The organism is Glutamicibacter sp. St.4D3 (genome assembly GCF_059728615.1).
The window spans coordinates 2,399,715-2,421,251 of the sequence record NZ_AP039380.1 but is presented as its reverse complement, the minus strand read 5'-3'; the positions used below and the strand labels follow the sequence as shown (position 1 = coordinate 2,421,251).

21 protein-coding genes and 3 tRNA genes are annotated in these 21,537 nt (G+C 65.6%); 12 read left to right on the top strand and 12 right to left on the bottom strand.

Annotated features, from left to right (window positions below; translation table 11 throughout):
• Positions 1-100 precede the first annotated feature (100 nt).
• On the top strand, positions 101-1,471 hold the full coding sequence (locus tag AC6I21_RS11185; protein ID WP_396277027.1) for a pyridoxal-phosphate dependent enzyme: 1,371 nt from the start codon (positions 101-103) through the stop codon (positions 1,469-1,471).
• Between the two features lie 26 nt (positions 1,472-1,497).
• A complete protein-coding gene (locus tag AC6I21_RS11180; RefSeq protein WP_138177076.1) occupies positions 1,498-2,655 on the top strand; it encodes a cystathionine gamma-synthase in 1,158 nt (385 codons plus the stop codon).
• A 108-nt stretch (positions 2,656-2,763) separates the two neighbouring features.
• Here the strand turns inward: AC6I21_RS11180 and AC6I21_RS11175 are convergent, their stop codons facing one another.
• Positions 2,764-3,168, bottom strand: coding sequence for a hypothetical protein (locus AC6I21_RS11175; RefSeq protein WP_497762394.1), 405 nt, complete (start codon positions 3,166-3,168; stop codon positions 2,764-2,766).
• A 303-nt stretch (positions 3,169-3,471) separates the two neighbouring features.
• Between AC6I21_RS11175 and AC6I21_RS11170 the strand changes: the two genes are divergently transcribed.
• Positions 3,472-5,373, top strand: a complete 1,902-nt coding sequence (locus tag AC6I21_RS11170; RefSeq protein ID WP_497763421.1) for a DEAD/DEAH box helicase — start codon at positions 3,472-3,474, stop codon at positions 5,371-5,373.
• Between the two features lie 411 nt (positions 5,374-5,784).
• On the opposite strand, the gene AC6I21_RS11165 is transcribed toward AC6I21_RS11170, so the two are convergent.
• Positions 5,785-5,859, bottom strand: a tRNA-Thr gene (locus tag AC6I21_RS11165).
• 503 nt (positions 5,860-6,362) lie between these two features.
• On the opposite strand from AC6I21_RS11165, the gene AC6I21_RS11160 reads away from it, so the two are divergent.
• Both AC6I21_RS11160 and AC6I21_RS11155 read left to right on the top strand, forming a co-directional pair.
• Positions 6,363-6,434 (top strand) — tRNA-Thr (locus AC6I21_RS11160).
• 47 nt (positions 6,435-6,481) lie between these two features.
• A tRNA-Met gene (locus tag AC6I21_RS11155) sits at positions 6,482-6,555 on the top strand.
• Between the two features lie 119 nt (positions 6,556-6,674).
• Here AC6I21_RS11155 and AC6I21_RS11150 read toward each other — a convergent pair.
• Positions 6,675-7,436, bottom strand: coding sequence for a GTP pyrophosphokinase (locus tag AC6I21_RS11150; protein ID WP_138177591.1), 762 nt, complete (start codon positions 7,434-7,436; stop codon positions 6,675-6,677).
• Positions 7,437-7,783: 347 nt separating this feature from the next.
• Here AC6I21_RS11150 and AC6I21_RS11145 point away from each other — a divergent pair, with 347 nt between their 5' ends.
• From AC6I21_RS11145 to AC6I21_RS11115, 7 genes are all read left to right on the top strand, one after another.
• On the top strand, positions 7,784-8,728 hold the full coding sequence (locus tag AC6I21_RS11145; RefSeq protein ID WP_497762393.1) for a DUF2797 domain-containing protein: 945 nt from the start codon (positions 7,784-7,786) through the stop codon (positions 8,726-8,728).
• An 84-nt stretch (positions 8,729-8,812) separates the two neighbouring features.
• The gene (locus AC6I21_RS11140; RefSeq protein ID WP_138177086.1) at positions 8,813-9,067 is read left to right on the top strand and encodes a hypothetical protein; all 255 of its coding nucleotides are present in this window, start codon (positions 8,813-8,815) and stop codon (positions 9,065-9,067) included.
• Between the two features lie 57 nt (positions 9,068-9,124).
• Complete coding sequence (locus AC6I21_RS11135) at positions 9,125-9,571, top strand: FAS1-like dehydratase domain-containing protein (protein ID WP_138177089.1); 447 nt, start codon at positions 9,125-9,127, stop codon at positions 9,569-9,571.
• A gap of 3 nt (positions 9,572-9,574) precedes the next feature.
• Positions 9,575-10,015, top strand: a complete 441-nt coding sequence (locus AC6I21_RS11130; RefSeq protein ID WP_138177092.1) for a MaoC family dehydratase — start codon at positions 9,575-9,577, stop codon at positions 10,013-10,015.
• 2 nt (positions 10,016-10,017) lie between these two features.
• On the top strand, positions 10,018-11,223 hold the full coding sequence (locus tag AC6I21_RS11125) for an MFS transporter (protein ID WP_246049539.1): 1,206 nt from the start codon (positions 10,018-10,020) through the stop codon (positions 11,221-11,223).
• An 8-nt stretch (positions 11,224-11,231) separates the two neighbouring features.
• Complete coding sequence (locus AC6I21_RS11120; RefSeq protein WP_138926620.1) at positions 11,232-12,311, top strand: UDP-N-acetylmuramate dehydrogenase; 1,080 nt, start codon at positions 11,232-11,234, stop codon at positions 12,309-12,311.
• 63 nt (positions 12,312-12,374) lie between these two features.
• The gene (locus AC6I21_RS11115; RefSeq protein WP_138926619.1) at positions 12,375-12,941 is read left to right on the top strand and encodes a P-loop NTPase family protein; all 567 of its coding nucleotides are present in this window, start codon (positions 12,375-12,377) and stop codon (positions 12,939-12,941) included.
• 133 nt (positions 12,942-13,074) lie between these two features.
• On the opposite strand, the gene asd is transcribed toward AC6I21_RS11115, so the two are convergent.
• From asd to AC6I21_RS11070, 9 genes are all read right to left on the bottom strand, one after another.
• Positions 13,075-14,193 carry an aspartate-semialdehyde dehydrogenase gene (gene asd, locus AC6I21_RS11110; RefSeq protein WP_138926618.1) on the bottom strand — a complete coding sequence of 373 codons (1,119 nt, stop codon included), beginning with the start codon at positions 14,191-14,193 and terminating at the stop codon, positions 13,075-13,077.
• Positions 14,194-14,287: 94 nt separating this feature from the next.
• Positions 14,288-14,512: an NF038396 family protein gene (locus tag AC6I21_RS11105; protein WP_054821454.1), complete on the bottom strand. Its 225-nt coding sequence runs from the start codon at positions 14,510-14,512 to the stop codon at positions 14,288-14,290.
• The gene (locus AC6I21_RS11100) at positions 14,509-15,075 is read right to left on the bottom strand and encodes a dihydrofolate reductase (RefSeq protein ID WP_497762392.1); all 567 of its coding nucleotides are present in this window, start codon (positions 15,073-15,075) and stop codon (positions 14,509-14,511) included. The genes AC6I21_RS11105 and AC6I21_RS11100 overlap by 4 nt, the downstream gene beginning before the upstream one ends.
• Positions 15,072-15,875, bottom strand: a complete 804-nt coding sequence (locus tag AC6I21_RS11095; RefSeq protein ID WP_497762391.1) for a thymidylate synthase — start codon at positions 15,873-15,875, stop codon at positions 15,072-15,074. Before AC6I21_RS11095 ends, AC6I21_RS11100 begins: the two co-directional genes overlap by 4 nt.
• 80 nt (positions 15,876-15,955) lie before the next feature.
• Entirely contained in the window at positions 15,956-16,285 is a 330-nt protein-coding gene (locus AC6I21_RS11090; RefSeq protein WP_054821456.1) for a GNAT family N-acetyltransferase, read from the bottom strand.
• Positions 16,286-16,413: 128 nt separating this feature from the next.
• Positions 16,414-17,379 (bottom strand): NUDIX hydrolase, encoded by a 966-nt coding sequence (locus tag AC6I21_RS11085; protein WP_138177111.1) that lies wholly within the window; start codon positions 17,377-17,379, stop codon positions 16,414-16,416.
• Between the two features lie 41 nt (positions 17,380-17,420).
• Positions 17,421-19,640, bottom strand: coding sequence for an RNA degradosome polyphosphate kinase (locus AC6I21_RS11080; protein WP_138177114.1), 2,220 nt, complete (start codon positions 19,638-19,640; stop codon positions 17,421-17,423).
• 98 nt (positions 19,641-19,738) lie between these two features.
• A complete protein-coding gene (mshD, locus tag AC6I21_RS11075) occupies positions 19,739-20,689 on the bottom strand; it encodes a mycothiol synthase (protein ID WP_497762390.1) in 951 nt (316 codons plus the stop codon).
• Between the two features lie 88 nt (positions 20,690-20,777).
• Positions 20,778-21,440, bottom strand: a complete 663-nt coding sequence (locus tag AC6I21_RS11070; protein ID WP_138926614.1) for a winged helix family transcriptional regulator — start codon at positions 21,438-21,440, stop codon at positions 20,778-20,780.
• Between the last annotated feature and the right edge of the window lie 97 nt (positions 21,441-21,537).

The window sequence follows — 21,537 nt, the reverse complement described above, 5'->3', positions numbered from 1 at the left end:
TCTCCCTTTGCGTCCCCGGGTGGACGATGCCTGTCAATTCAATGACGCAAAGCTACGCAGCGCGGCGACTTAGATGACCTGCGGCGGTAAAGTGCTTGACATGAAGTATGCGTCCACAGTCTTGGATCTGATCGGAAACACGCCCCTGGTCAAACTCAACCGGGTGACTGACGGCATCAAGGCCACTGTATTGGTCAAGCTCGAATATCTTAACCCCGGCGGGTCCATCAAGGACCGCATCGCCCTGAAGATGGTGGAGCGTGCCGAGCAGAGCGGGGCCCTGCGTCCCGGAGGCACCATTGTGGAGCCGACCAGCGGCAACACCGGTGTGGGGCTGGCGATGGTGGGGCAGCTGAAGGGCTATGACACCATTTTCGTCACACCGGACAAGGTGGGCGAGGAAAAACGGGACGTGTTGCGTGCCTACGGTGCCGAGGTCGTGGTGACCGCCACCGCGGTCGCCCCCGATTCGCCCGATTCCTATTACGGGGTCTCGGACCGGCTGGTGCGCGAAATTGACGGCGCCTACAAGCCCGACCAGTTCTCCAACCCCGGCGCCCCGGAGAGCCACTTTGAGACCACCGGACCGGAAATCTGGAATGACACCGACGGCAAGCTCACCCACGTGGTGATCGGTGCCGGCACCGGTGGAACCATCACCGGCACCGGACGCTACCTGAAACAGGTTTCCGCCGACCGGGCCAGCGGGCCGGTACAGGTCATCGCCGCGGACCCCGACGGATCGGTCTACTCCGGCGGCACCGGACGGCCCTACTTCGTGGAAGGCGTGGGGGAGGACATGTGGCCGGGCAACTACGACCCGCAGGTGCCCGACCGCGTCGAGGCGGTCACCGACGCCCAGGCCTTCGAGATGACCCGGCGCCTGGCCCGTGAGGAAGGCCTGCTGCTGGGCGGCTCCTCCGGGATGGCCGTGGCCGCGGCGCTGCGCGTGGCCCAGGACTTGGGCGAGGACGACGTGGTCGTGGTGATCGCCCCGGATGGCGGACGCGGCTACCTGGCCAAGATTTTCAACGACACCTGGATGCAGGCCCAGGGATTCAGCTCCGAATCGGGCGAACCCGCCCTGGTGGAGCAGGTCATCAAGGACATTGACCCCACCGGTCTGCAGGTGTTGTCCCCGCAGACCACGCTGGCCCAGGCCGCGGCCGCGCTGAAGGCCAGCCCCGCCTCGGCCCTGGTGGTCGCCACCGGCACCCTGCCGGCCCGCATTGGCGAGGTGCGCGGGGTGCTGAGTGCCGAACTGGTGGCCGAAGCCCTGTTGGCCGGAACCCCGGCACGCACCCCGGTAGGGGACCTGCAGACCGAGGCTCTGCCCCTGCTGGGCGCCGGGCAGAGCCTGGAGCATGCCCAGGCGCTGCTGCAGCAGCACCGCGCGGTGCTGGTCACCCGCGACGGCGAGGTGTTGTGTCCGCTGACCCATGACGAACTGCTTGACCACCTGATCAACTAAACTTCCCGACGCAAAGGATGGTATCGATGAGCCAGAATGCCCAGGGTTTCAACACCCGCTTTGTCCACGCCGGCCAAGAGTTTGAGCCGCGCACCGGTGCAGTGGTCCCGCCGATCCACTTCTCCACCACCTACGCCCCCGAAGCCATCGGCAAGCTGCGCGGCGGCTACGACTACGGGCGCGGCACCAACCCCACCCGCGACGCCCTGCAGGAGCAGCTGGCCGCCGCCGAGGGAGGCCGGCACGCGTTTTCGTTCAGCTCCGGGCTGGCCGGCGAGGATTCTCTGATTCGTGCGCTGCTGCGCCCGGGGGACCACATTGTGCTGGGCAACGACGCGTACGGCGGCTCCTACCGGCTGATCGACCGGGTGCTGGGCCCCTGGGGCGTGTCCAACACCGCCCTGGACATGAGCGACCCTCAGGCCCTGGCGGCCGCCATCGACCAGCACCAGGCCAAGATGGTGTGGCTGGAAACCCCATCGAACCCGATGATGAAGATCGTGGACATTCAGGCGGTCGCCGAGGTCACCCACGCCCACGGCGCACTGCTGGTGGTGGACAACACCTTCGCCAGCCCATTCCTGCAGCAGCCGTTGGCGCTGGGCGCGGACATCGTGGTGCACTCGACCACCAAGTACATCGGTGGGCACTCGGATGTGGTTGGCGGTGCGGTGATCGTCAACGACGATGAACTGGCCGAGAAGATCGGGTTCATCCAGTTCGCCGTGGGCGCGGTCTCCGGACCGCTGGACGCCTACCTGACCACCCGCGGGTTGAAGACCCTGGGCGTGCGCATGCGCGCGCACTCGGAGAACGCCGCCCAGGTTGCGGCCTGGCTGCGCGGACGCAGGGAAGTCGAGCGCGTGCTCTACCCGGGCTTCGAGGACCATCCGGGACATGACATTGCCAAGAAGCAGATGCGCGACTTCGGTGGCATGGTCTCGGTGCAGTTCGCCGGGGGCGCTCAGGCCGCCCGCACGGTGGCCGAGAGCACCCGGCTGTTCCAGCTGGCCGAATCCCTGGGCGGGATCGAGTCGCTGATGAACTACCCCTCGGAGATGACCCACGCCTCGGTGAAGGGCACCGAGCTGGAGGTCCCGGAGAACCTGGTCCGCCTGTCGGTGGGCATCGAGGACGCCGAGGACTTGATCAACGACCTGGAGCAGGCCTTCGCCAAGCTGTAACCGGCCACGGCGGGCAGCGCCCGAATCACACACCCGTCCCCGCGCAGCGTCAAGCTGTGCGGGGACGGGAGGTTTAAGCGGGGAATGACGGGCGGATGCTTAGCGCCGTCAAGTTCGGGGGGAGAGGGCGCGGAAGTACCTGATCCCGGCCGGGGTCCACATTAGGGCCACCGCCAGCAGCACCATTGCCGCGAGCAGGGAATAGCGTCCAAAGCGCAGCAGCATCGGCAGCGCGGCAATCAGCCCCAGCCAGGTCAGCTGGGTGCGGGCCACCCGGTCCGAACGCCACAGCCGCAGGGCCAACCACAGCACCAGCACCCCGGCGGCGCCCAGGATGCTGGCCAGCAGCCACGGACCGGTGGACGGTTCGGTCGAGCGCGCGGCGGTGACGAACACGCTCGCGGCAAAACCCAGGAACAGCGCGGCGGTCAGCACCCAGCACAGCCGGGCAATGCGCAGGGCGGAAGGCATCTGCGCCGCGGCGGACGCGGGCTTGGAACCGTTGCTTTTCACACCAGCCAGCTTAGTGCAGGGGGCGCGGTGCCTGATCTCACACCACCTCGACCCTGTCTTTGCGCGGCCGATGCCGATAGAATGGATTGTTCGCGAACATCGGGCATCCCTCGCATCTTGCCCAATTTTTGAGGCCGGAGCCTTTCTCGTGTTGTGAATCCGCAAAGTGTGTGCGGATATTTATGTCATAGGGGAACGCTTGATGAGCGTGAGTTGTTTTTGACTGTGTAGCCTATTCGTCGTTTTTTTGGGGACGCGTAGGCCTTCCCCTAACGAATGAGGTATCTGTTCGTGTCTACTGACATGTCCGTCAACTCCACCGAGAACTTCACCAACGAAAACGGCAGCGACGAGCCGACCGTGCTGTTCAGCGAGCTGGGCCTGGACGCCCGCGTGCTGGCTTCCGTGGTCGACCTGGGCTACGAAAAGCCCTCTCCGATTCAGGCCGCCACCATCCCGCTGCTGCTTGAGGGCCGCGATGTCGTGGGCCTGGCCCAGACCGGTACCGGCAAGACCGCCGCGTTCGCGCTGCCCGCGCTTTCGCGCATGGCCGAGGTCGCTGACCTGAACGGGCCGTCCCGCACCCCGCAGATCCTGGTGCTGGCACCGACCCGTGAACTGGCCCTGCAGGTTGCCGAGGCCTTCACCTCCTACGCCAAGCACCTGGATGACTTCACCGTGCTGCCCGTGTACGGCGGTGCCCCCTACGGCCCGCAGCTGGCTGGCCTGCGCCGTGGCGCCCAGGTCGTGGTCGGCACCCCGGGCCGCGTCATCGACCACATCAACAAGGGTTCGCTGGACCTGTCGAACCTGCAGTACATGGTGCTGGACGAGGCCGACGAAATGCTGCGCATGGGCTTCGCAGAAGAGGTCGACAAGATCCTGGAAGCCACCCCGGAAGACAAGCAGGTGGCCCTGTTCTCCGCCACCATGCCGCGTGCCATCCGCCGGATCGCCTCCGAGTACCTGCGCAACCCCGAGGAAGTGTCGGTCAAGTCCAAGCAGACCACCGGCACCAACATCACCCAGCGCTACCTGCAGGTGATGGGGGCGCACAAGCTGGACGCGATGACCCGGATCCTGGAATCCGAGGACTTCGACGGAGTTATCACCTTCGTGCGCACCAAGATGGCCACCGAGGACCTGGCCGACAAGCTCAAGGCCCGCGGCTTCACCGCCGCCGCCATCAACGGTGACATCCCGCAGCAGCAGCGTGAGCGCACCGTGGAGAACCTGCGCGCGGGCAAGATTGACATCCTGGTGGCCACCGACGTGGCCGCCCGCGGCCTGGACGTGGAGCGCATCAGCCACGTGATCAACTACGACATCCCGCATGACACCGAGTCCTACGTGCACCGCATTGGCCGCACCGGCCGTGCCGGCCGCTCGGGGGACGCGATCCTGTTCATGACCCCACGCGAGAAGTACCTGCTGCGCGCCATCGAGAAGGCCACCCGCCAGCCGGTGTCCATGATGCAGCTGCCCACCGTGGAATCGGTGAACAACCGCCGCATCCAGAAGTTCACCGACCGGATCGACCAGACCATCGTTGGTCAGGACCTGAGCGCCTTCCGCGAGATCGTGGAGAAGTTCGCCACCGAGCATGAAGAGCTGGATCACCTGGAAATCGCCGCCGCGCTGGCGCTGATGGCCCAGGGTGGACGCCCGCTGCTGATGGAGGAACCGGTGATCCCGCCGTCCAAGCAGGCACGCATGAACCGGGAAGGCCGTGAGCCGGGCCAGCGTCCGCAGCGCAAGGGCGCTGCCGAGGGCAACGCCATGTACCGCCTGGCAGTGGGACGCCGCAACCGCGTGCAGCCCGGGTCCATTGTCGGTGCCCTGGCCAACGAGGGTGGATTCAACTCCTCGCAGATTGGTGGCATTGACATCCGCGCGGACCACACCCTGGTTGAGCTGCCGGCCGAACTGTCCAAGGACCAGTGGCGTGCCCTGTCCAAGACCCGCATCGGCGGCGAGCCGATCAATCTGGAACTGGATCGGGGCCCCCGTGGCCGTCGCGACCGCGATGACGACCGTCGTGGTGGTTTCCGTTCGGACCGCGGCAGCTTCAAGGACCGCAAGCGCAATGGTGGTTTCCGTGACGGCGGCCGCGACGAGCGTCGCGGTGGCGAGAAGCGCTTCGGCGGGCGCAGCAAGGGCCGTTTCAACGACAGCGCCGCCCGTGGTGGTCGCCGCGAGTACTAATACTCACTGAGGCTCCAAGAAGGCCGGTTCCACACCTCTGTCGAGGGTGCGGAACCGGCCTTCGCGTTTAACCGGAGCCGCTGGTCCCCAGCGAACCGCGCACCGGCGGGCGGTGTCCTGCAACGCGCGTGAACCGCCAGCCGCGGAAGGCGTGGATCCTGCCGGCTGCCCACTCCTGAAAGGCCTTCCACGGGTCTTTGCAGGGCTTTTGACGGGGTGCCGGAGCAACGGCAACGCGGATGATTGGCCGGGATGCTGCAGGGCATGCAGGGGCCCGGTGCGGCGTCCTGGAAGCGGGGCAGTGCCGTCCGCGGCATCGGTGGGGCGAACACGGTTGGGAAATTGCGGGACTGCAGGTCCGTGGGGAAATGCAAAAGAGGATGGTTCGTGAATACGAACCATCCTCTTGACTGGAGCCCCCTGCCGGAATCGATCCGGCGACCTCGTTCTTACCAAGAACGCGCTCTACCACTGAGCTAAGGGGGCAACAGGTAAATACTTTACACATTCTGCGAGGCATTTCAAAATTCGTCGCCCGAAGTGCGATGGATCACGATTCCCCTACTCATTGTCGGGATTTAGGGGCCCTTCCAGCGGCCCCTCGGTGATGGAAGCAGGGCCTGCGGTCGCGGCCGATTCAGGGCCGTAGATGACAAGGTGCGGGCCCGTCCCGGAGTAGAGCCCTTTCGCGACGCGAGCCGCGCTGGTGAGATCCGGTGGGACTGTTTACTTCCCAAAAGGGGCAGGGTGAATGCGCGGAGAGTTTCGCTAGGCAACGAGTGGGGGCTGCGGCGTTTCCACCGCCGACGTCAGCCGAGTCGTGAGTAGCGTCACTGTACTGGTTGTTGTGCCATCTGCACTTTCCGGCCTTGAATAGCTGCTTCCTAACCCATCTTTGACTTGGCCTTTTGTGGATGGATCCGGACTTGTCTGGGTGCCGGCGGTGAATTTTTATTTGAGGCCGAATCCGTGTAGAGTATTTACTCGTTGCCCCCTTAGCTCAGTGGTAGAGCGCGTTCTTGGTAAGAACGAGGTCGCCGGATCGATTCCGGCAGGGGGCTCTGAGTGGGAAGTCTTCTTGGCTTCTACTGGATGACTTCTCACTTGTGGCGGTGTAGCTCAGCTGGTTAGAGCGCACGACTCATAATCGTGAGGTCGCGGGATCGAGTCCCGCCACCGCTACCCCAAGGAAAATGCCCCGGATTGCCGGGGCATTTTGCGTATCCGGGGCTTTGGGATCTACATCGGTGACGGGCCGCGCCAATATTCTTTGCCCGGCCCGTCATCAAGGTGTTCGCCGGTTAGCCCGCGGCGTCTCCAGCATCCGTGCGCAGATCCCGGGTGGTTCCCTGGATCAGGTCATTTTGCTGGGCGAGCTGCCACAGTTGCTCCCACAACCGCTGGTCTGCCGAGGGGTCGGGGGTGCCGGCCGCCGGACCGGCTGCCTCTCCGTGCACCTCGTCATAGAGGTGTTCCATGTGGCGGTCGAGGTGTTCGGCCGCGTTGGCGGCGGCGGTCAGGTTATCGAGCAGGTGCTCGGGAACCTCTCCCTCGTACTTGTAGAAGATCTTGTGTTCAAGGCTGGCCCAGAAATCCTGGGCAATGGTGCGGATCTGCACCTCAACGATGACCGGAACCGGCCCCTCGGAGAGGTAGACCGGCAGCTCGACAATCGCGTGCAGGCTCTTGTAGCCATTCGGCTTCGGGTTCTTGATGTAGTCCTTGATCGCCAAGACCCGCACATCGTGCTGCGAGGTGATCATATCCAGCACGTGATAGGTGTCCTTCAGGAAACTGCAGGTGATCCTGATGCCCGCAATATCGGTGATGTTGCGGCGAATCTCCTCCAGGGTCGGCGCGCAACCGCGGCGGACCACCTTCTCCAAGATCCCCTCAGGGCTTTTGACCCGGGACGTCACGTGCTCAATCGGGTTGTACTGGTGCAGGTGGATGAATTCCTCACGCAGAATCGACACCTTGGTCAACATCTCATCGACGCCGAAACGGTACTCCATCATGAACCGGGGCAGCTTCTGGCGCAGCGACTGCGCGAAGTCCAGCATCAGGCCCGGGGTGGGGTTCAGACCGGACGGAACCTGGGAGGTTTCCGTCGTGGCGATATCTTTTCCTGGCTTAATCGGTAGTCACCTCACGAGTGAGAAGGGCGGGTCGCTGGTGTCACGGTATTCGTGGACCCGTAGGAAGCATACGTCCTGTCTGGCAGACTATAGTCCGCGTCTTGGAATCCTATTAGAAACTCGGCGGGATCCAATGTGCTTCCCGGCCCCCAACCGGGCCGGGACCGTATGGTCTGGTTGCACTGATTCCGCTCAGCTCGGTGGTTGTCCGCTGGCAGGATGCAGGGCGCATCGCCTACCGTGGAGTGGGTCCAAACGTGTGGAAGGAAGCAATGGCACTGGAACGCGACAGTCTCCGACTGTGCCACGGGATCAGCTTTTCCCGGCATGATCCGGCGCCCGTGCTGCGCCTACGCAAGGGCACCGAATGGATCAATGAACCGCTGGAGCTCGGCCGCACCATGGCCCTGGAAGTTGGCGTGCAACGCTGGTGCCTGGGCCACGTGCTGATGGACTCCGACGGAACCCGCCGGCACAATGTCTGTACCCAAAGCAAGGTCATTGCCTCCGGGACCCAGTGCGCGACCTGCCGCAGGCTGGACCAGACCAAGTTCATGCACCATTTTCACAAGACCGGCCAGGCCCCCGAAGGTCTGCGCCGTTACCTGGAGCAACCGCACTTGCTCTACATCGCCTCCTTCGCGGACGGAACCACCAAGGTGGGCACCGCCTCGGAGCAAAGCAAATGGTCCCGGCTGGCCACCCAGGGAGCGGTGATTGCCCGCTATGTCGCCCACGCTCCGGACGGTGCCGCCGTGCGGGTCCTGGAAGACCTGGTCACCGAGCAATGCGGAATCCGCCAACAGGTGCGGCAGAAGGCCAAGATCCGTGGGCTGGAGAGCTGGGACCACAATCTGGCCAGTCTCGAGGAACTGAACCGTGCTGCGGCCCGGGCAGTTCACCGGATGCTGGAATCACAGCGCGGCCTTGACCGCTATGGGATCACGCTGCTCGATGAACTCTGGCACCAGCCGACGTACGCCCAGCAGGTTGTGAATGCCTGGGATGCCCGCAGCATTCACCGCAAGGACCCCGCCGTCCCGGGTGGTGAGGGGATCTCGTTGCGCATCCACGGGGTGCTGGGCCAAACCCTGATGATCGACACCGGGGAGCATACCGAACTGGTGCTGCTGGATCTGGCAGAGCTGAAAACCCGCGCGCTGGTGCTGCGCCAGGCGCACTTCGTTGACCACGGGGGACAAGCCAGTCTGTTCTGAACCGGCAGACGCTTGCGGCGTTCGTGGCCCGATACTCACACATCAATCCCGGCCCGCCAAGGGCTCTGAACTAGACTGGAAGTCATGACCAACACTCCCTGGGAATCGGCCTCAACGCGCTACAAGAAATTCGTGTTCTCCGCGTTGGCACTCATGGGCGGAGGCATCATCCTGGCCATTGTCGGCATTAACCTGCCCTCACGGCCCCTGCTGTTCTTTGCCATCGGGATGATGGCCGTGGGCATGTGCCTGCACATCGGTTCACTGGTCGTCCGCTCACGCGATGTGCGGGCCTGGCGCATCGCCAACGGCCTGCAAAGCCCGAAGAAGAAAAAATAGTCCGCACCGTTCTGAAATCCGGACCCCAAAATCTCCCACGCCAATCAAGGAGCTTTGATGAGCATCAACCCCGACCTGGTCGGACGCGTCTACCCGCCCGATGAGCCCTATCAGGTGGGCCGCGAAAAGATCCGTGAGTTCGCCGCGGCCACCAAGGCCAGCCACCGCGCCCACTACGACCTGCAGGCGGCCAAGGAACTGGGCCACCGGGACCTGGTGGCCCCGCCGACCTTCGCCATTATCATCGCGCAGCGGGCCGACGCGCGCCTGATCACCGACCCGGAATCCGGTATTGATTTCTCCCGTGTCGTGCACGCCGACCAGCGTTTCACCCACCACCGGCCGATCATTGCCGGGGATGAGCTGGTGGCCGAGCTGCACGTGGACCAGGTGCGTAGCATGGGGGCCGGTGCGATGATCACCTCCCGTGCCGAGATCTCCACCGTGGACGGGCAGAAGGTGGCCACCACCGTTTCATCCCTGCTGGTGCGGGGCGAGGAGTAGACCATGATTGATTTTGACACCTTGGAAAAGGGACAGCTGATCGGGGCAACGACGCTGCACGTGAACCGGGCCGACCTGGTGCGCTACGCCGGTGCCTCGGGCGACTTCAACCCGATTCACTGGAATGAGCGCTTCGCCACCGAGGTGGAGCTTCCCAACGTGATTGCCCACGGCATGTTCACCATGGGCGCGGCCGTGGACGTGGTCAGCGCCTGGGTGGGGGACCCCAGTGCGGTCATTGACTACCAAACCCGCTTCACCAAGCCGGTCGTGGTGCAGGACCCGGCCGGCACGAACCCGGCCGAGCACCCCGGCACCGCCATCACGGTGGAGGGCAAGGTCGGGGCGTTGGACGCCGAGGCCCGCACTGCACGCATCGACCTGACGGTCAGCGTGGACGGCACCAAGGTGCTGGTCAAGTCCCAGGCCGTGGTGCAGCTCTGAGTTTGCAGCCCGCCCCGCAGGCCGTGGCCTGGCGCAACGCCCTGATGGCCGCGTTCCTGGCCAGCGGCCTGCTGCTGGCCACCCTGGTGGCGCGGCTGCCCTCGCTGCGTGATGAGTTGCAACTGGACCACGCCAGCGTGGGACTGCTGCTGCTGTGCCTGAGCGCCGGCTCCTTCCTGTCCGTCAGCCTCTCCGGGCACCTGGTCTCCCGGCTGGGCGCGGCGAACGTGATGCGACTGTGCGCCGTGCTGGCCGGAACCTCCCTGGCCCTGGTGGGCATCAGCGCGGTGCTCTGGCACCTGCCCTGGTTGACCGGGATCTTCCTGTTCACCCAGGGGCTGGGGATTGCCAGTTGGAACGTGGCCTCCAACGTGCAGGGCGCGGCCATGGAACGCAGTCTGGGCCGGGTGGTGATGTCCATGCTGCACGGCTTCTTCTCGATCGGCACGGTGCTCGGCGCCGGCATCGGGGCGGCGGCCGCCGCACTGCAGATCACCATTGCGGCGCATTATGCCGTGATGGGGGTGCTGATCGGAGCGATCGTGCTGCTCGGTTCCCGGTACTTCGGGCCGGACAACAGCCGGGCGGCCCACGGCAGCGGGCAGGGTTCGCTGGGCCGGGCCTGGCGCGAACCGCAGACGATCCTGCTGGGCGTGCTGGTGCTGGGCATGGCCCTGGCCGAGGGGGCCGCGGGGGACTGGGTGGCCCTGGCGCTCGCCGACGGGTACGGCACCACCGAATCCACCGGGGCCCTGGGCTACGCCGTGTTCGTCACGGCGATGACCGCGATGCGGCTGCTGGGCGGGGACCTGATCCTGCGCTTTGGGCGGGTGGTGATGATCCGCGTCAGCGCGGTGCTGGCGCTGATTGGGCTGCTGCTGTTCAGCACCGGCCAGTCGCTGCCGGTGGCGTTCGCCGCCCTGGGATTGTGGGGGATCGGTGTGGCGTTGACCTTCCCGCTGGCCATGAGCGCGGCCTCGGATGACCCGCTGCATGCCGCGGCCCGGGTATCAGTGGTGTCCACCATCGGCTACGGCGCGTTCCTCGGTGGCCCGCCGTTGCTGGGCCTGCTGGCCAACCAGATCGGGCTATTGCCGGCCTTGAGCAGCATTTCACTGCTGGTTGTGCTGGCCCTGGTCCTCTCCTCCAACGCCGCCGGATATCCTAAAGACACCGGCGACAGTGAACAATCGATGCAGGGAAAGTGAAACGCTGAATGCTTAAGCACCTGACAACCACCGCCGTGGGCGGCCCGGCCGGGAAACTGGTGGAGGCCCACCACGAAGCCGACCTGGTCCAGGCCCTGGCCGAAGCCGACGCCCAAGGCATCCCGGTGCTGCTGGTCGCCGGCGGATCCAACCTGGTGATCAGCGACGAAGGCTTTGCCGGCACGGTCATCCGGATCGCCACCAAGGGCATCAATGTCCAGGAAATCTCCACCGACACCGCACGGCTGACCGTAGCCGCCGGGGAAAACTGGGACGCGGTGGTGGCCCACAGCCTGCATGCCGGGCTCAGCGGCCTTGAGGCCCTGTCCGGAATCCCGGGCAGCAGCGGGGCCACCCCGGTGCAGAACGTGGGCGCCTACGGTGCGGATGTCTCCCAGACACTGGAAAACGTGCGAGTCTTTGACCGTGAACAGGGCAAGATCATCACGCTGAGCAACGCGGAGCTGCAGTTCGCCTACCGCGATTCGCTGATCAAGCGCACCAGCGTGGACGGCTCCCCACGCTACGTGGTCCTGCGGGTCAGCTTCCTGCTGCCGTACCGTGCCGAATCATCCCCGGTGCGCTATGCCGAACTGGCCCGCCGCCTGGAGGTGGAGGTGGGGGAGCGCGCCTCGGCCGCCGAGGTGCGCCGCACCGTGCTGGAACTGCGCCGCGGCAAGGGAATGGTCTACGACCCGGCGGACCTGGATTCGCATTCCACCGGTTCGTTCTTCACCAACCCCATCGTGGACGAGCAAGTGCTGCAGCACCTGCCGCAGAACGCCCCGCACTACCCGGTGGCCGAGCCGGGCAAGGTCAAGCTCTCGGCGGCATGGCTGATCGACCAGGCCGGCTTTTCCAAGGGCTACGGGCTGGAGCACACCTCGGGCTACCTGGTGGCCGGAGGCCGGGCCGCCCTGTCCACCAAGCACACGCTGGCCATCACCAACCGGGGGGAGGCCAGTGCGCAGGACGTGCTGGCCATCGCGCGCACCATCCGCCGCGGGGTTGCGGAGAAGTTCGGCATCACACTGGTCAACGAGCCGCTGCTGATCGGGCTGAGCCTGGACGAACAGGTGGCCCTGTAGCCTCCCGGCAGACAGCCACAGGCCGCGCCCCGACGCGGTCATCGACTAAGGAGAGCTGGTCGCGTGCACACAGTGAACGACCCCATTACCTGGCACCCGCAGCGCCTCACCGTGGCCGGGGTCAGCGGTGCCGGGAAGACCACGCTGTGTGACCAGCTCGCCGGGCTGCTGAACTATCCTCGGGTGGAAATCGACAGCCTGCACCATGGCCCGCAGTGGACCCCACGGCCCGCCTTCGTCCAGGACGTCAAGGACTTCATCGCCGGTCCCCGGTGGGTCATCGAGCTGCAGTACCGGCAGGTTCGCCCGCTGATCGTGGCGCGGGCCGACACGCTGCTTTGGCTGGACTACCCCACCCCAATCACCATGGCCCGGCTGATTGCCCGCACAGTCCGGCGCCGGCGGCGGGGTGAGGAGCTGTGGAACGGGAACTACGAGCCTGCGCTGCACACCTTCTTCACCGACAAGGAACACATCATCCGCTGGGGCTGGAACACCCGCAACCAGCTCAAACCGGTCATTCCGACCCTGGAGGCCCGTTTCCCGGGGCTGCATGTTGTGCACCTGCAGCATCCACGGCAGACCGAGCGCTGGGTCCAGCAGCTGCGCGAACAGCGCCGGCTGCGCTGACCGGCGGCGCGCGGCCCCTGCCCGGATCCGTACAGCGGTACACGGGTCAAGAGATCGGGGCGGGCGGCATAAAGCGGCGGCGGCCGCCGAAGACTATTATTCGGTGGCCGCCGCCGGTTAGTCAGGGTGGTGGCTACAGCCGGCCCTGCGCGATCGCCAGCATGCGGCGCAGCGGCTCGGCCGCACCCCACAGCAGCTGGTCGCCCACGGTGAACGCGGAAATGTACTTCGGGCCCATCTCCAGCTTGCGGATGCGGCCCACCGGGATATCCAGGGTGCCGGAGGCCGCGACCGGAGTCAGCTGGCTCATGGTCGCCTCCTTCTGGTTGGGAACCACCTTGGCCCACTGGTTGTCCCCGTCAAGCAGGTTCTCGATTTCGCTGATGGACAGGTCTTCCTTCAGCTTCAGGGTCAAGGCCTGCGAGTGCGAGCGCATGGCGCCGATGCGCACGCACAACCCGTCCATGATGATGTGGCTGTCCCCGGAGGTCTGCAGGATCTTGTTCGTCTCCACCCCGGCCTTCCACTCCTCGCGCGACTGGCCGTTGCCCAGGTCCGCGTCGATCCAGGGAATCAGCGAACCGCCCAGCGGCACGCCGAACTGTGCCGCATCCAGGGATTCACGCTGGGTGGTCAGCACCTGGCGGTCGATTTCCAGGATGGCGCTGGCCGGGTCGGCCAGCTCGGCGTGAACCGAGGAGTTGATGTCCCCGAACTGGGTGAGCAGTTCGCGCATGTGCCGGGCGCCGCCGCCGGAGGCCGCCTGGTAGGTCATGGCCGTGCCCCACTCGACCAGGTTGTTGCGGAACAACCCGCCCAGGCCCATCAGCATGCAGGAGACGGTGCAGTTGCCGCCCACGAAGTCCTTGGTGCCCGCGGCCAGGGAAGCGTCAATGACATTGCGGTTGACCGGGTCCAGCACGATCACCGAGTCGTCGTTCATCCGCAGTGCGCTGGCCGCGTCGATCCACAGCCCGTCCCAGCCGGCGGCACGCAGTTGCGGATGAACGGTGTTGGTGTAGTCCCCGCCCTGGGCGGTGACGATAATCGGCAGCTTGGCCAGGGCCTGGATGTCATAGGCGTCCTGGAGCTTGTCTGCGCCGGACGCAAAATCCGGTGCGTTGCCGCCGGGGTTCGAGGTGGAAAAGAACACCGGATCCAGGTTGGCGAAGTCGCCCTCCTCAACCATGCGCTGCATCAGCACGGAGCCGACCATGCCACGGTAACCAACAAAACCAACAGAAGAAGTCATGAATCCATGGTAGGGGTTTTGTCTTCGCCTGCCGCGATTCGTTACGGATATAACAACGCCGGCGCACCCTGGGGTGCGCCGGCGGATCAGCGGGTTATTCGGCCATCAGCCGCTTGCGGTTGGTGATCGCCCAGTAGGCCCCGAAAATGAAGAGCTGCGTGGGCACCAGCAGCAGGATCACACCGAAAATCCGGTGCCCGCCCAGCACCAGGAAGAAGCCGAGCACGGCCACCACCAGGGCCAGCAGCGGGAAAAGCATGTAGCCGATGATGAACAGGCCCTCGGGGCTCTTCTTCAGCGCGGCCAGGGATTCTTTCACTTGGTCAAGTCCTTCGTTCGTTGCCAGGATTCGAAACGGTACCCGGTGTTGGTCTTGGAGGTGTGCCAGCCCTCGGCCGGGTCGCAGAGGCTGCACGTGAACTGCGCCCCCAGCTCAGGGGCCCGGGTGTCCCCGTCGAGGTTCAGGTCCAGTACGGTGATGATGGCGGTGTCGATCAGGTGCAGCGTTTCGGCGTACACCTTGCCGCCGCCGATGATCCAGATTTCCTCACTGCCTGCCGCGCGCTCGGCCAGTTCCAGGGCCTGCTCCAGGCTGGAGGCCGGCTGTGCCCCGGCGGCGCGCAGCCTGTCATGGGCTGGCGCATCGGAGGTGAGCACGATGTTCGTGCGCCCGGGCAGGGGACGGAACTTTTCCGGGAAGGACTCCCAGGTCCGCCGGCCCATGATCACCGGGTGTCCTTCGGTGATGCGCTTGAAGTGGGCCAGGTCCTCGGGAACCTGCCAGGGCATGGTGCCCGCATCCCCGATGACCCCGTCGGTGGTTTGCGCCCAGATGGCCCCGACCATCCGCTGTTCGGTGCCGCTACGGTGGGTCGGGCTCATACGGCCACGCTGCCCTTGATGGTGGGGTGGTGCTGGTAGTTGTCCACGATGAAGTCCTCCAGCGTGTAGTCGAAGATCGAGTCCGGGGTGCGTGCGAAGCGCAGCTGCGGGTACGGGTAGGGGGTCCGGCCCAGCTGCTCACGCACCTGGTCCAGGTGGTTTGAGTAGATGTGCACATCCCCGCCGGTCCAGATGAATTCGCCGGGCTGCAGGCCCAGCTGCTGGGCCAGCATCAGGGTCAGCAGCGAGTAGGAGGCGATGTTGAACGGCACCCCCAGGAACATGTCGGCGCTGCGCTGATAGAGCTGGCAGGACAGTTTTCCGTCCGCCACATAGAACTGGAAGAACATGTGGCACGGGGGCAGCGCCATGTTGGAGATCTCGGCGACATTCCAGGCCGAGACGATGTGCCGACGCGAATCCGGGTTCTGGCTCAGCGACTGGACAACCTGGCTGATCTGGTCGATGTGCCCGCCGTCCGGGGTGGGCCAGGAGCGCCACTGCACCCCGTACACGGGGCCGAGTTCACCGTCCTGGTCGGCCCACTCGTTCCAGATGCGCACCCCCTGCTCCTGCAGCCAGGAAATGTTCGAGTCCCCGCGCAGGAACCACAGCAGCTCGGCGGCCACGGACTTGAAGTGCACCCGCTTGGTGGTGATCAGCGGGAAGGATTCGGACAAGTCGAAGCGGATCTGGCGCCCAAAGACGGACAGCGTGCCGGTGCCGGTGCGGTCTTCCTTGTGGGTGCCGTTTTCCAGCACTTCACGCAGCAGATCTTCATAGGGGATTGGGATGCTCACCCGATCAAGTCTAGGCGCAGCGCCAAGGTCGCGTACAGCGCGGGACGGCGCGACCTTGCTGACATCCTCACGCGCCCGGTCTACTGGCGGATGAGCATGTCCTGGTATTCCGGGTAGCGCTTGAGGTAGTCATCCACGTAGGTGCACTCGGAGATGATCTTCGCCCCCTCCTGGCGCAGCTGATCCAGCACCAGGGTCACCAGCGCCCGCGCGTAGCCGCGGCGGCCGAATTCCTCATTGACAATGGTGTGCTGCAAGGTCACCACGTCCCCGTCGCGGTGGTAGCCGATGAACCCCACATAGGTCGAACCGTGCCACAGCGAATAGCGTCCCCGGCCCGGCTCGTGATCCAGGCGCAATCCCTGGTGGACGATCTTTGCAAGCGGTTGCGCGGAATCCTGTGATGACATGGCACTCCTCTTTCCCATGGTGAGTTATCCCACTTTTCTCCTAGCCTAGTACGCGCCGCGAACACAGTCCAAGGCCGCGCAGCGGGCCAGCGTGCAGGCCAGGGCGGGAAGCGGGTCAGGGTGTGCCGCTAATCCGAGTACGGGGCGTGGATCTCAATGGAGACAATGCGTTCATGCGCCCCCACCGGCTGCTGCAGCACGATCATGCCCCCGGGCTGCAGGTAGGGGTCGGCCGTGGGCAGCAGCTTGCGCACCGCCTGGGAGGAGCGTGCGGAGAGCAGCGGCAGGATCAGCGGCAGGACCGGGCGGTGGGTGCACAGCACCTGGGAGCGGACCTTGTCCAGCAGCTTGGTCAGTGACTTGACCGTCTTTTCCGGTTTGCGCTGGGCGGCATGCTCCGTCATGGAGTTCACCAGCTTCGGCTTGATCTGGTGCTCGGTCACATAGGGGGTGATGGACTGCACGCAGCGCACCCAGGGGCTGGTGGCCACGTGCTGGGGCTTCCAGCAGTTCAGCAGCCGGGCCAGGGCCTGGGCCTGGCGCCGGCCGGTGGCGGCCAGCGGGCGTTGGCCCTCCTCGCGGGTCCAGTTCGCCCGCGGCTTGGCCTTGGCGTGGCGGACCAGCATGAAGGCCCGGGTGTCCAGCCGTCCGGCCAGGTGCGCCTCGATCAGGTCATCGAGCGGGGCCGCGTCGCTGGGGTTGGTCAGCATGGACTTGGCCTGCTTGGCCCCCACCCAGCGGGCCTCGTCCGCCTCGTCCCCGTCCACGGTGGGCTCATCCCCGTTGGCCAGGGCCGCCGCCCAGTAGTAGACGACCTTGGCCTTCTGGTTCACGGTGTAGGCGGTGGCCTCCAGCGGGATGCCCAGCTGCACCTGCAGGCCCACTTCCTCCCCGACCTCGCGCACCGCGCATTCGGGGATGGATTCCCCGTCATCGAGCTTGCCCTTGGGCCAGGACCAGTCGTCGTAGCGGGGCCGGTGAATGATCAGGACCTGCAGTTCGTCGTTCAGCACACGCCACGGGATGGCCCCGGCGGCGATGACGTCAAATTCTCCCAGCAGGATTTCCTCGGGATCCGAGGACCGTTGAATCATGAGCACGGTGTTGGTCGATCCTTTGATCTGATTGGCTGCCACTAGTTTCCGCGACCCGGGTTGCGCCGGCGCGAGTGGGTCTCGATCAGCCATGATTGCACATCCAGCAGCGGCTGGCCGTCCGCGTCACGGTGGTGTCGCTCCCAGTCCCCGTCCGCCAGCAGGTGCCAGGATGAGGTCTGCTCATCCAGGTAGCGGTCCAGGATGGCGATCAGGTTGGCGATGTCCTCCGGTTCGGCCAGTGACACCAGCGCCTCCACCCGGCGGTCCAGATTGCGGTGCATCATGTCCGCCGAACCGATGTAGACCACCGGGTCCCCGTCGTTGGCGAACATGAACACGCGGCTGTGCTCCAGGAACCGGCCCAGGATCGAGCGCACCCGGATGTTCTCGCTCAGCCCCGGGACCCCGGGACGCAGCGCACAGATCCCGCGCACGATCACATCGACCTTCACCCCGGCCTGGCTGGCCCGGTACAGGGCGTCGATGATGGTCTCGTCGACCATCGAGTTGACCTTGATCACCACCCGGGAGTCGATGCCGGCCTGCGCGTTGGCGATCTCCTGCTCAATGCGCTGCACCAGCCCCCAGCGCAGCGAGCGCGGGGCGACCAGCAGACGCTGGTAGGTGGAGCGCGGGGCGTAGCCCGAGAGCTGGTTGAACAGTTTGGAGACATCCTCGCCCACGGTGTCATCGCAGGTGAGCAAGCCCAGGTCCTCGTAGTAGCGGGCGGTGCGCGGGTGGTAGTTGCCGGTGCCGATGTGGCAGTAGCGCCGCAGCTTGTCGCCCTCGCGGCGCACCACCAGGGACAGCTTGGAGTGGGTCTTGAGCCCCACGATGCCGTACACCACGTGCACCCCGGCCTGCTCCAGCTTCCGCGCCCAGGTGATGTTGGCCTGCTCATCGAAGCGGGCCTTGATCTCCACCAGCGCCAGCACCTGCTTGCCGGCCTCGGCCGCGTCGATCAGCGCATCCACGATCGGCGAGTCCCCGCTGGTGCGGTACAGCGTCTGCTTGATGGCCATGACCTTCGGGTCCGCGGCCGCCTGCTCCAAAAAGGCCTGCACGGAGGTGGAGAACGAGTCATAGGGGTGGTGCAGCAGGATGTCGCGGCGGCGCACCGCGGCGAAGACGTTGGCCGCCTTGGAGGTTTCCGAGACGTTCAGCAGGCTGGAGGTGTGCCCCACATGCTTCGGGTAGTGCAGTTCGGTGCGGTCCAGCCCGGCAATGACGCCGAGCCCCCGCAAATCCAGCGGCGTGGGCAGCTTGAACACCTCATCGTCCTCGATGCCCAGTTCGCGCACCAGCAGTTCCAGGATCTGCGGGTTGATGTCATCGGCGACCTCCAGGCGCACCGGCGGGCCGAAGCGGCGGCGCAGCAGCTCCTTCTCCAGGGCCTGGAGCAGGTTCTCCGCGTCGTCCTCTTCCACCTCCAGGTCCTCATTGCGGGTGATGCGGAAGAAGTGGTGCTCGACAATGTCCATGCCGGGGAACAACTGGTCCAGGTGCTCGGCAATGACATCTTCCAGGGCAATGAACCGGGCCTGGCTGTGCGAGGAGTGGGCCGCGCGCAGCCCGTCCACGGAAATCAGGCGCATGATGGTGTCCGGCACCTTCAGGCGAGCGAACAGGTCCTTCTGGGTTTGCGGGTTGCGCACCACAACGGCCATGTTCAGCGACAGCCCGGAAATGTAGGGGAACGGGTGGGCGGGGTCCACCGCCAGCGGGGTGAGCACCGGGAAGACCTGCTTGATGAACCACTGGGAAAGCTCGTCGCGTTCCTTCGGGCTCAAGTCCTTCCACCCGACCAGGGCAATGCCCTCTTCCTGCAGCTTTGGGCGCACCGAATCGGCGAACACCTTCGCGTGGCGCAGCTGCAGCTTGTAGGCGTTGGCCAGGATCAGTTCCAGCTGGTCCACCGGGTTCATCCCGGTGGCGGCCGGCACCGCCAGACCGGTGGCGATGCGGCGCTTGAGCCCGGCCACCCGCACCATGAAGAACTCATCGAGGTTCGAGGTGAAGATGGACAGGAAGTTCACCCGCTCCAGCAGCGGCAGATCCTCATCCTCGGCCAGTTCCAGCACCCGGGCGTTGAAGTCCAACCAGCTGATCTCTCGGTCCAGGAAGCGCTCGGCGGAGAAACCACCTATGGGCAGCGTGGCGGCCGGGGCAATGTCCGGCAAGCCGATCCGGTCCACGGTGGCCTCCGATGAGGGCACATCCTTGAGTTTGCTGGTTGGTGGGAGCACGGGTTTGGTCATCAGCTGATCTCGCTTCCTGGCTCAGGGTGCCGGTCATGCAATGGCGGACACCACCGGGGGACAAGCCCTGTCAGGCGCCGCATTGCCTAGCGCCAATCCTACCGCGCAGGCCCGTACATCACATCGACATCCCAGACCGTGAAGCCCAAGGACTCGTAGAGTTTCACCGCTGCGGTATTCTCCGCATCCACATAGAGCATGACCGCCTCCACCCCGCGGGCCAGCAGATGGTTGACCCCGGTGGCTGTCAAACTGCGGCCCAGGCCCAGACCCTGCGCGCCGGGGGTCACCCCCACCACGTACACCTCACCCACCCGGGCGGTGCGGGGTTCGGGCTGGGGCAGCTTCGTCCAATGGAACCCCAGCACCGCTTCGTCCTGGTCCACGGCCAGGAAGAATCCTTCGGGGTCAAACCAGTCCTCGGCCATGCGCGCCTGCAGGTCGGCCAGGGTCAGCGAGCCCTGCTCCGGGTGGTCGGCGAAGGCTGCCGCGTTGGCCTGCAGCCAGGCCTGTTCATCCTGGCCGGGGACGAAGGTGCGAAGCTGCAGGTTCTCGGGCAGCTGTGCCACCGGCAGCGGCTGCTGCTGGGTGCGGCGCATCTTGTTCAGTTCCCGCTGCCGCTGCAGCCCGTGGCGTTCGGCCAGCACCTGCGCGGCAGGGTGTGCGCCGTGCGCCCAGCCCTGGGCCTGGGACAGATCCAGGGAACCGCCCAGCTGCTGCAGCAGGTTGCCGGCCACCTGGCGTTGGCGGTAATCGGGATGCACCACCAGTTCCACCGTCCACGGCTCGGTTTCCGCCCCGCGCACGGCAATGGCCGCACCCAGCAGCAGTTCCTCGGTGCTGTCCTCGGCCGCGTACGCGTACACGCCCAGCAGGCTGCGGTCCGCCTGCTGGGCAGCCAGGTCAATGAAGGTTTGCTCGCTGAACGGGGGATTGCCATCACTGCCTTGGGCGGTGCGGGCCAAGTCCATGACCTGGCGGCGCAACCGGTCATCGGCGGCGCCGGGCAAGGACAGAACGCTGAGGGGGAGCTTGGGCTGGGTACTCATAAACCCCACACTAGTCCCGTGCCGCCACCAGAACGCAACATCACCCGGGATGTGCCAGCAGTGAACCGGCCGGAGGTGAAGCGGTGTCCTACTGCTCGGCGTGGAAGCGGTAGCCGACGTTGCGCACGGTACCGATCAGCTGTTCATGATCGGTGCCCAGCTTCGCTCGCAGGCGGCGCACGTGCACGTCCACCGTACGGGTGCCCCCGTAGTAGTCGTAACCCCACACCTCATGCAGCAGCTGTTCACGGGTGAACACCCGCCCCGGGAACTGGGCCAGATACTTCAGCAGCTCAAATTCCTTGTACGTCAGGTCCAGGACCCGCTGATCAATCTTGGCGGTGTAGCTCAGCTCGTCAATGCGCAGCCCAGCCACCGGTTCGGCGTCTACCGGGCCGGTGGCGGACGGCCCGCGGCTGAGCAGCATGCGCAGGCGCGCCTCAATTTCGGCCGGTGAGGCGGTGGGCAACACAAAGTCATCGGCGCGCCATTCGCTGGACATCACCGTCAACCCGCCTTCAAGGATCACCACCAGCAGGGGGAGGTTGAGGGTCGCGGCCACGAGCTGACAGGCGGTCCGGGCCGCAGCCAGATCCCCGGTGGCATCCAGGATGACAGCCTGTGCGGGCCCGGCGTGGCGCAGGGAATCGCTGGTGGCCGGCAGCTGTCGGATATCATGGCTGAGCAGCTCCAACGCGGGCAGCACACAGGCGTTTTCGCGTTCTTCACCCAAGAGCAGCAGGTGCGCCATGTGCTGGAACCTCCTGCCGGGTGGTTTGACGAAAAAATCTCTTTTACGTGTCACAGTATAAAGAACACCGAACGTCATAAACGCGAGTTGCCCCATG

Bases quoted from the DNA above. Each gene is read 5' to 3' on its own strand.
- AC6I21_RS11070 (WP_138926614.1), bottom strand. From the start codon at position 21,440: ATGGCGCACCTGCTGCTCTTGGGTGAAGAACGCGAAAACGCCTGTGTG.
- AC6I21_RS11100 (WP_497762392.1), bottom strand. From the start codon at position 15,075: ATGAGCCCGACCCACCGTAGCGGCACCGAACAGCGGATGGTCGGGGCC.
- AC6I21_RS11135 (WP_138177089.1), top strand. From the start codon at position 9,125: ATGAGCATCAACCCCGACCTGGTCGGACGCGTCTACCCGCCCGATGAG.
- AC6I21_RS11090 (WP_054821456.1), bottom strand. From the start codon at position 16,285: ATGTCATCACAGGATTCCGCGCAACCGCTTGCAAAGATCGTCCACCAG.
- AC6I21_RS11085 (WP_138177111.1), bottom strand. From the start codon at position 17,379: ATGATTCAACGGTCCTCGGATCCCGAGGAAATCCTGCTGGGAGAATTT.
- AC6I21_RS11145 (WP_497762393.1), top strand. From the start codon at position 7,784: ATGGCACTGGAACGCGACAGTCTCCGACTGTGCCACGGGATCAGCTTT.
- AC6I21_RS11130 (WP_138177092.1), top strand. From the start codon at position 9,575: ATGATTGATTTTGACACCTTGGAAAAGGGACAGCTGATCGGGGCAACG.
- AC6I21_RS11120 (WP_138926620.1), top strand. From the start codon at position 11,232: ATGCTTAAGCACCTGACAACCACCGCCGTGGGCGGCCCGGCCGGGAAA.
- AC6I21_RS11170 (WP_497763421.1), top strand. From the start codon at position 3,472: ATGTCCGTCAACTCCACCGAGAACTTCACCAACGAAAACGGCAGCGAC.
- AC6I21_RS11180 (WP_138177076.1), top strand. From the start codon at position 1,498: ATGAGCCAGAATGCCCAGGGTTTCAACACCCGCTTTGTCCACGCCGGC.
- AC6I21_RS11185 (WP_396277027.1), top strand. From the start codon at position 101: ATGAAGTATGCGTCCACAGTCTTGGATCTGATCGGAAACACGCCCCTG.
- AC6I21_RS11150 (WP_138177591.1), bottom strand. From the start codon at position 7,436: ATGCTGGACTTCGCGCAGTCGCTGCGCCAGAAGCTGCCCCGGTTCATG.
- asd (WP_138926618.1), bottom strand. From the start codon at position 14,193: ATGACTTCTTCTGTTGGTTTTGTTGGTTACCGTGGCATGGTCGGCTCC.
- AC6I21_RS11140 (WP_138177086.1), top strand. From the start codon at position 8,813: ATGACCAACACTCCCTGGGAATCGGCCTCAACGCGCTACAAGAAATTC.
- mshD (WP_497762390.1), bottom strand. From the start codon at position 20,689: ATGAGTACCCAGCCCAAGCTCCCCCTCAGCGTTCTGTCCTTGCCCGGC.
- AC6I21_RS11080 (WP_138177114.1), bottom strand. From the start codon at position 19,640: ATGACCAAACCCGTGCTCCCACCAACCAGCAAACTCAAGGATGTGCCC.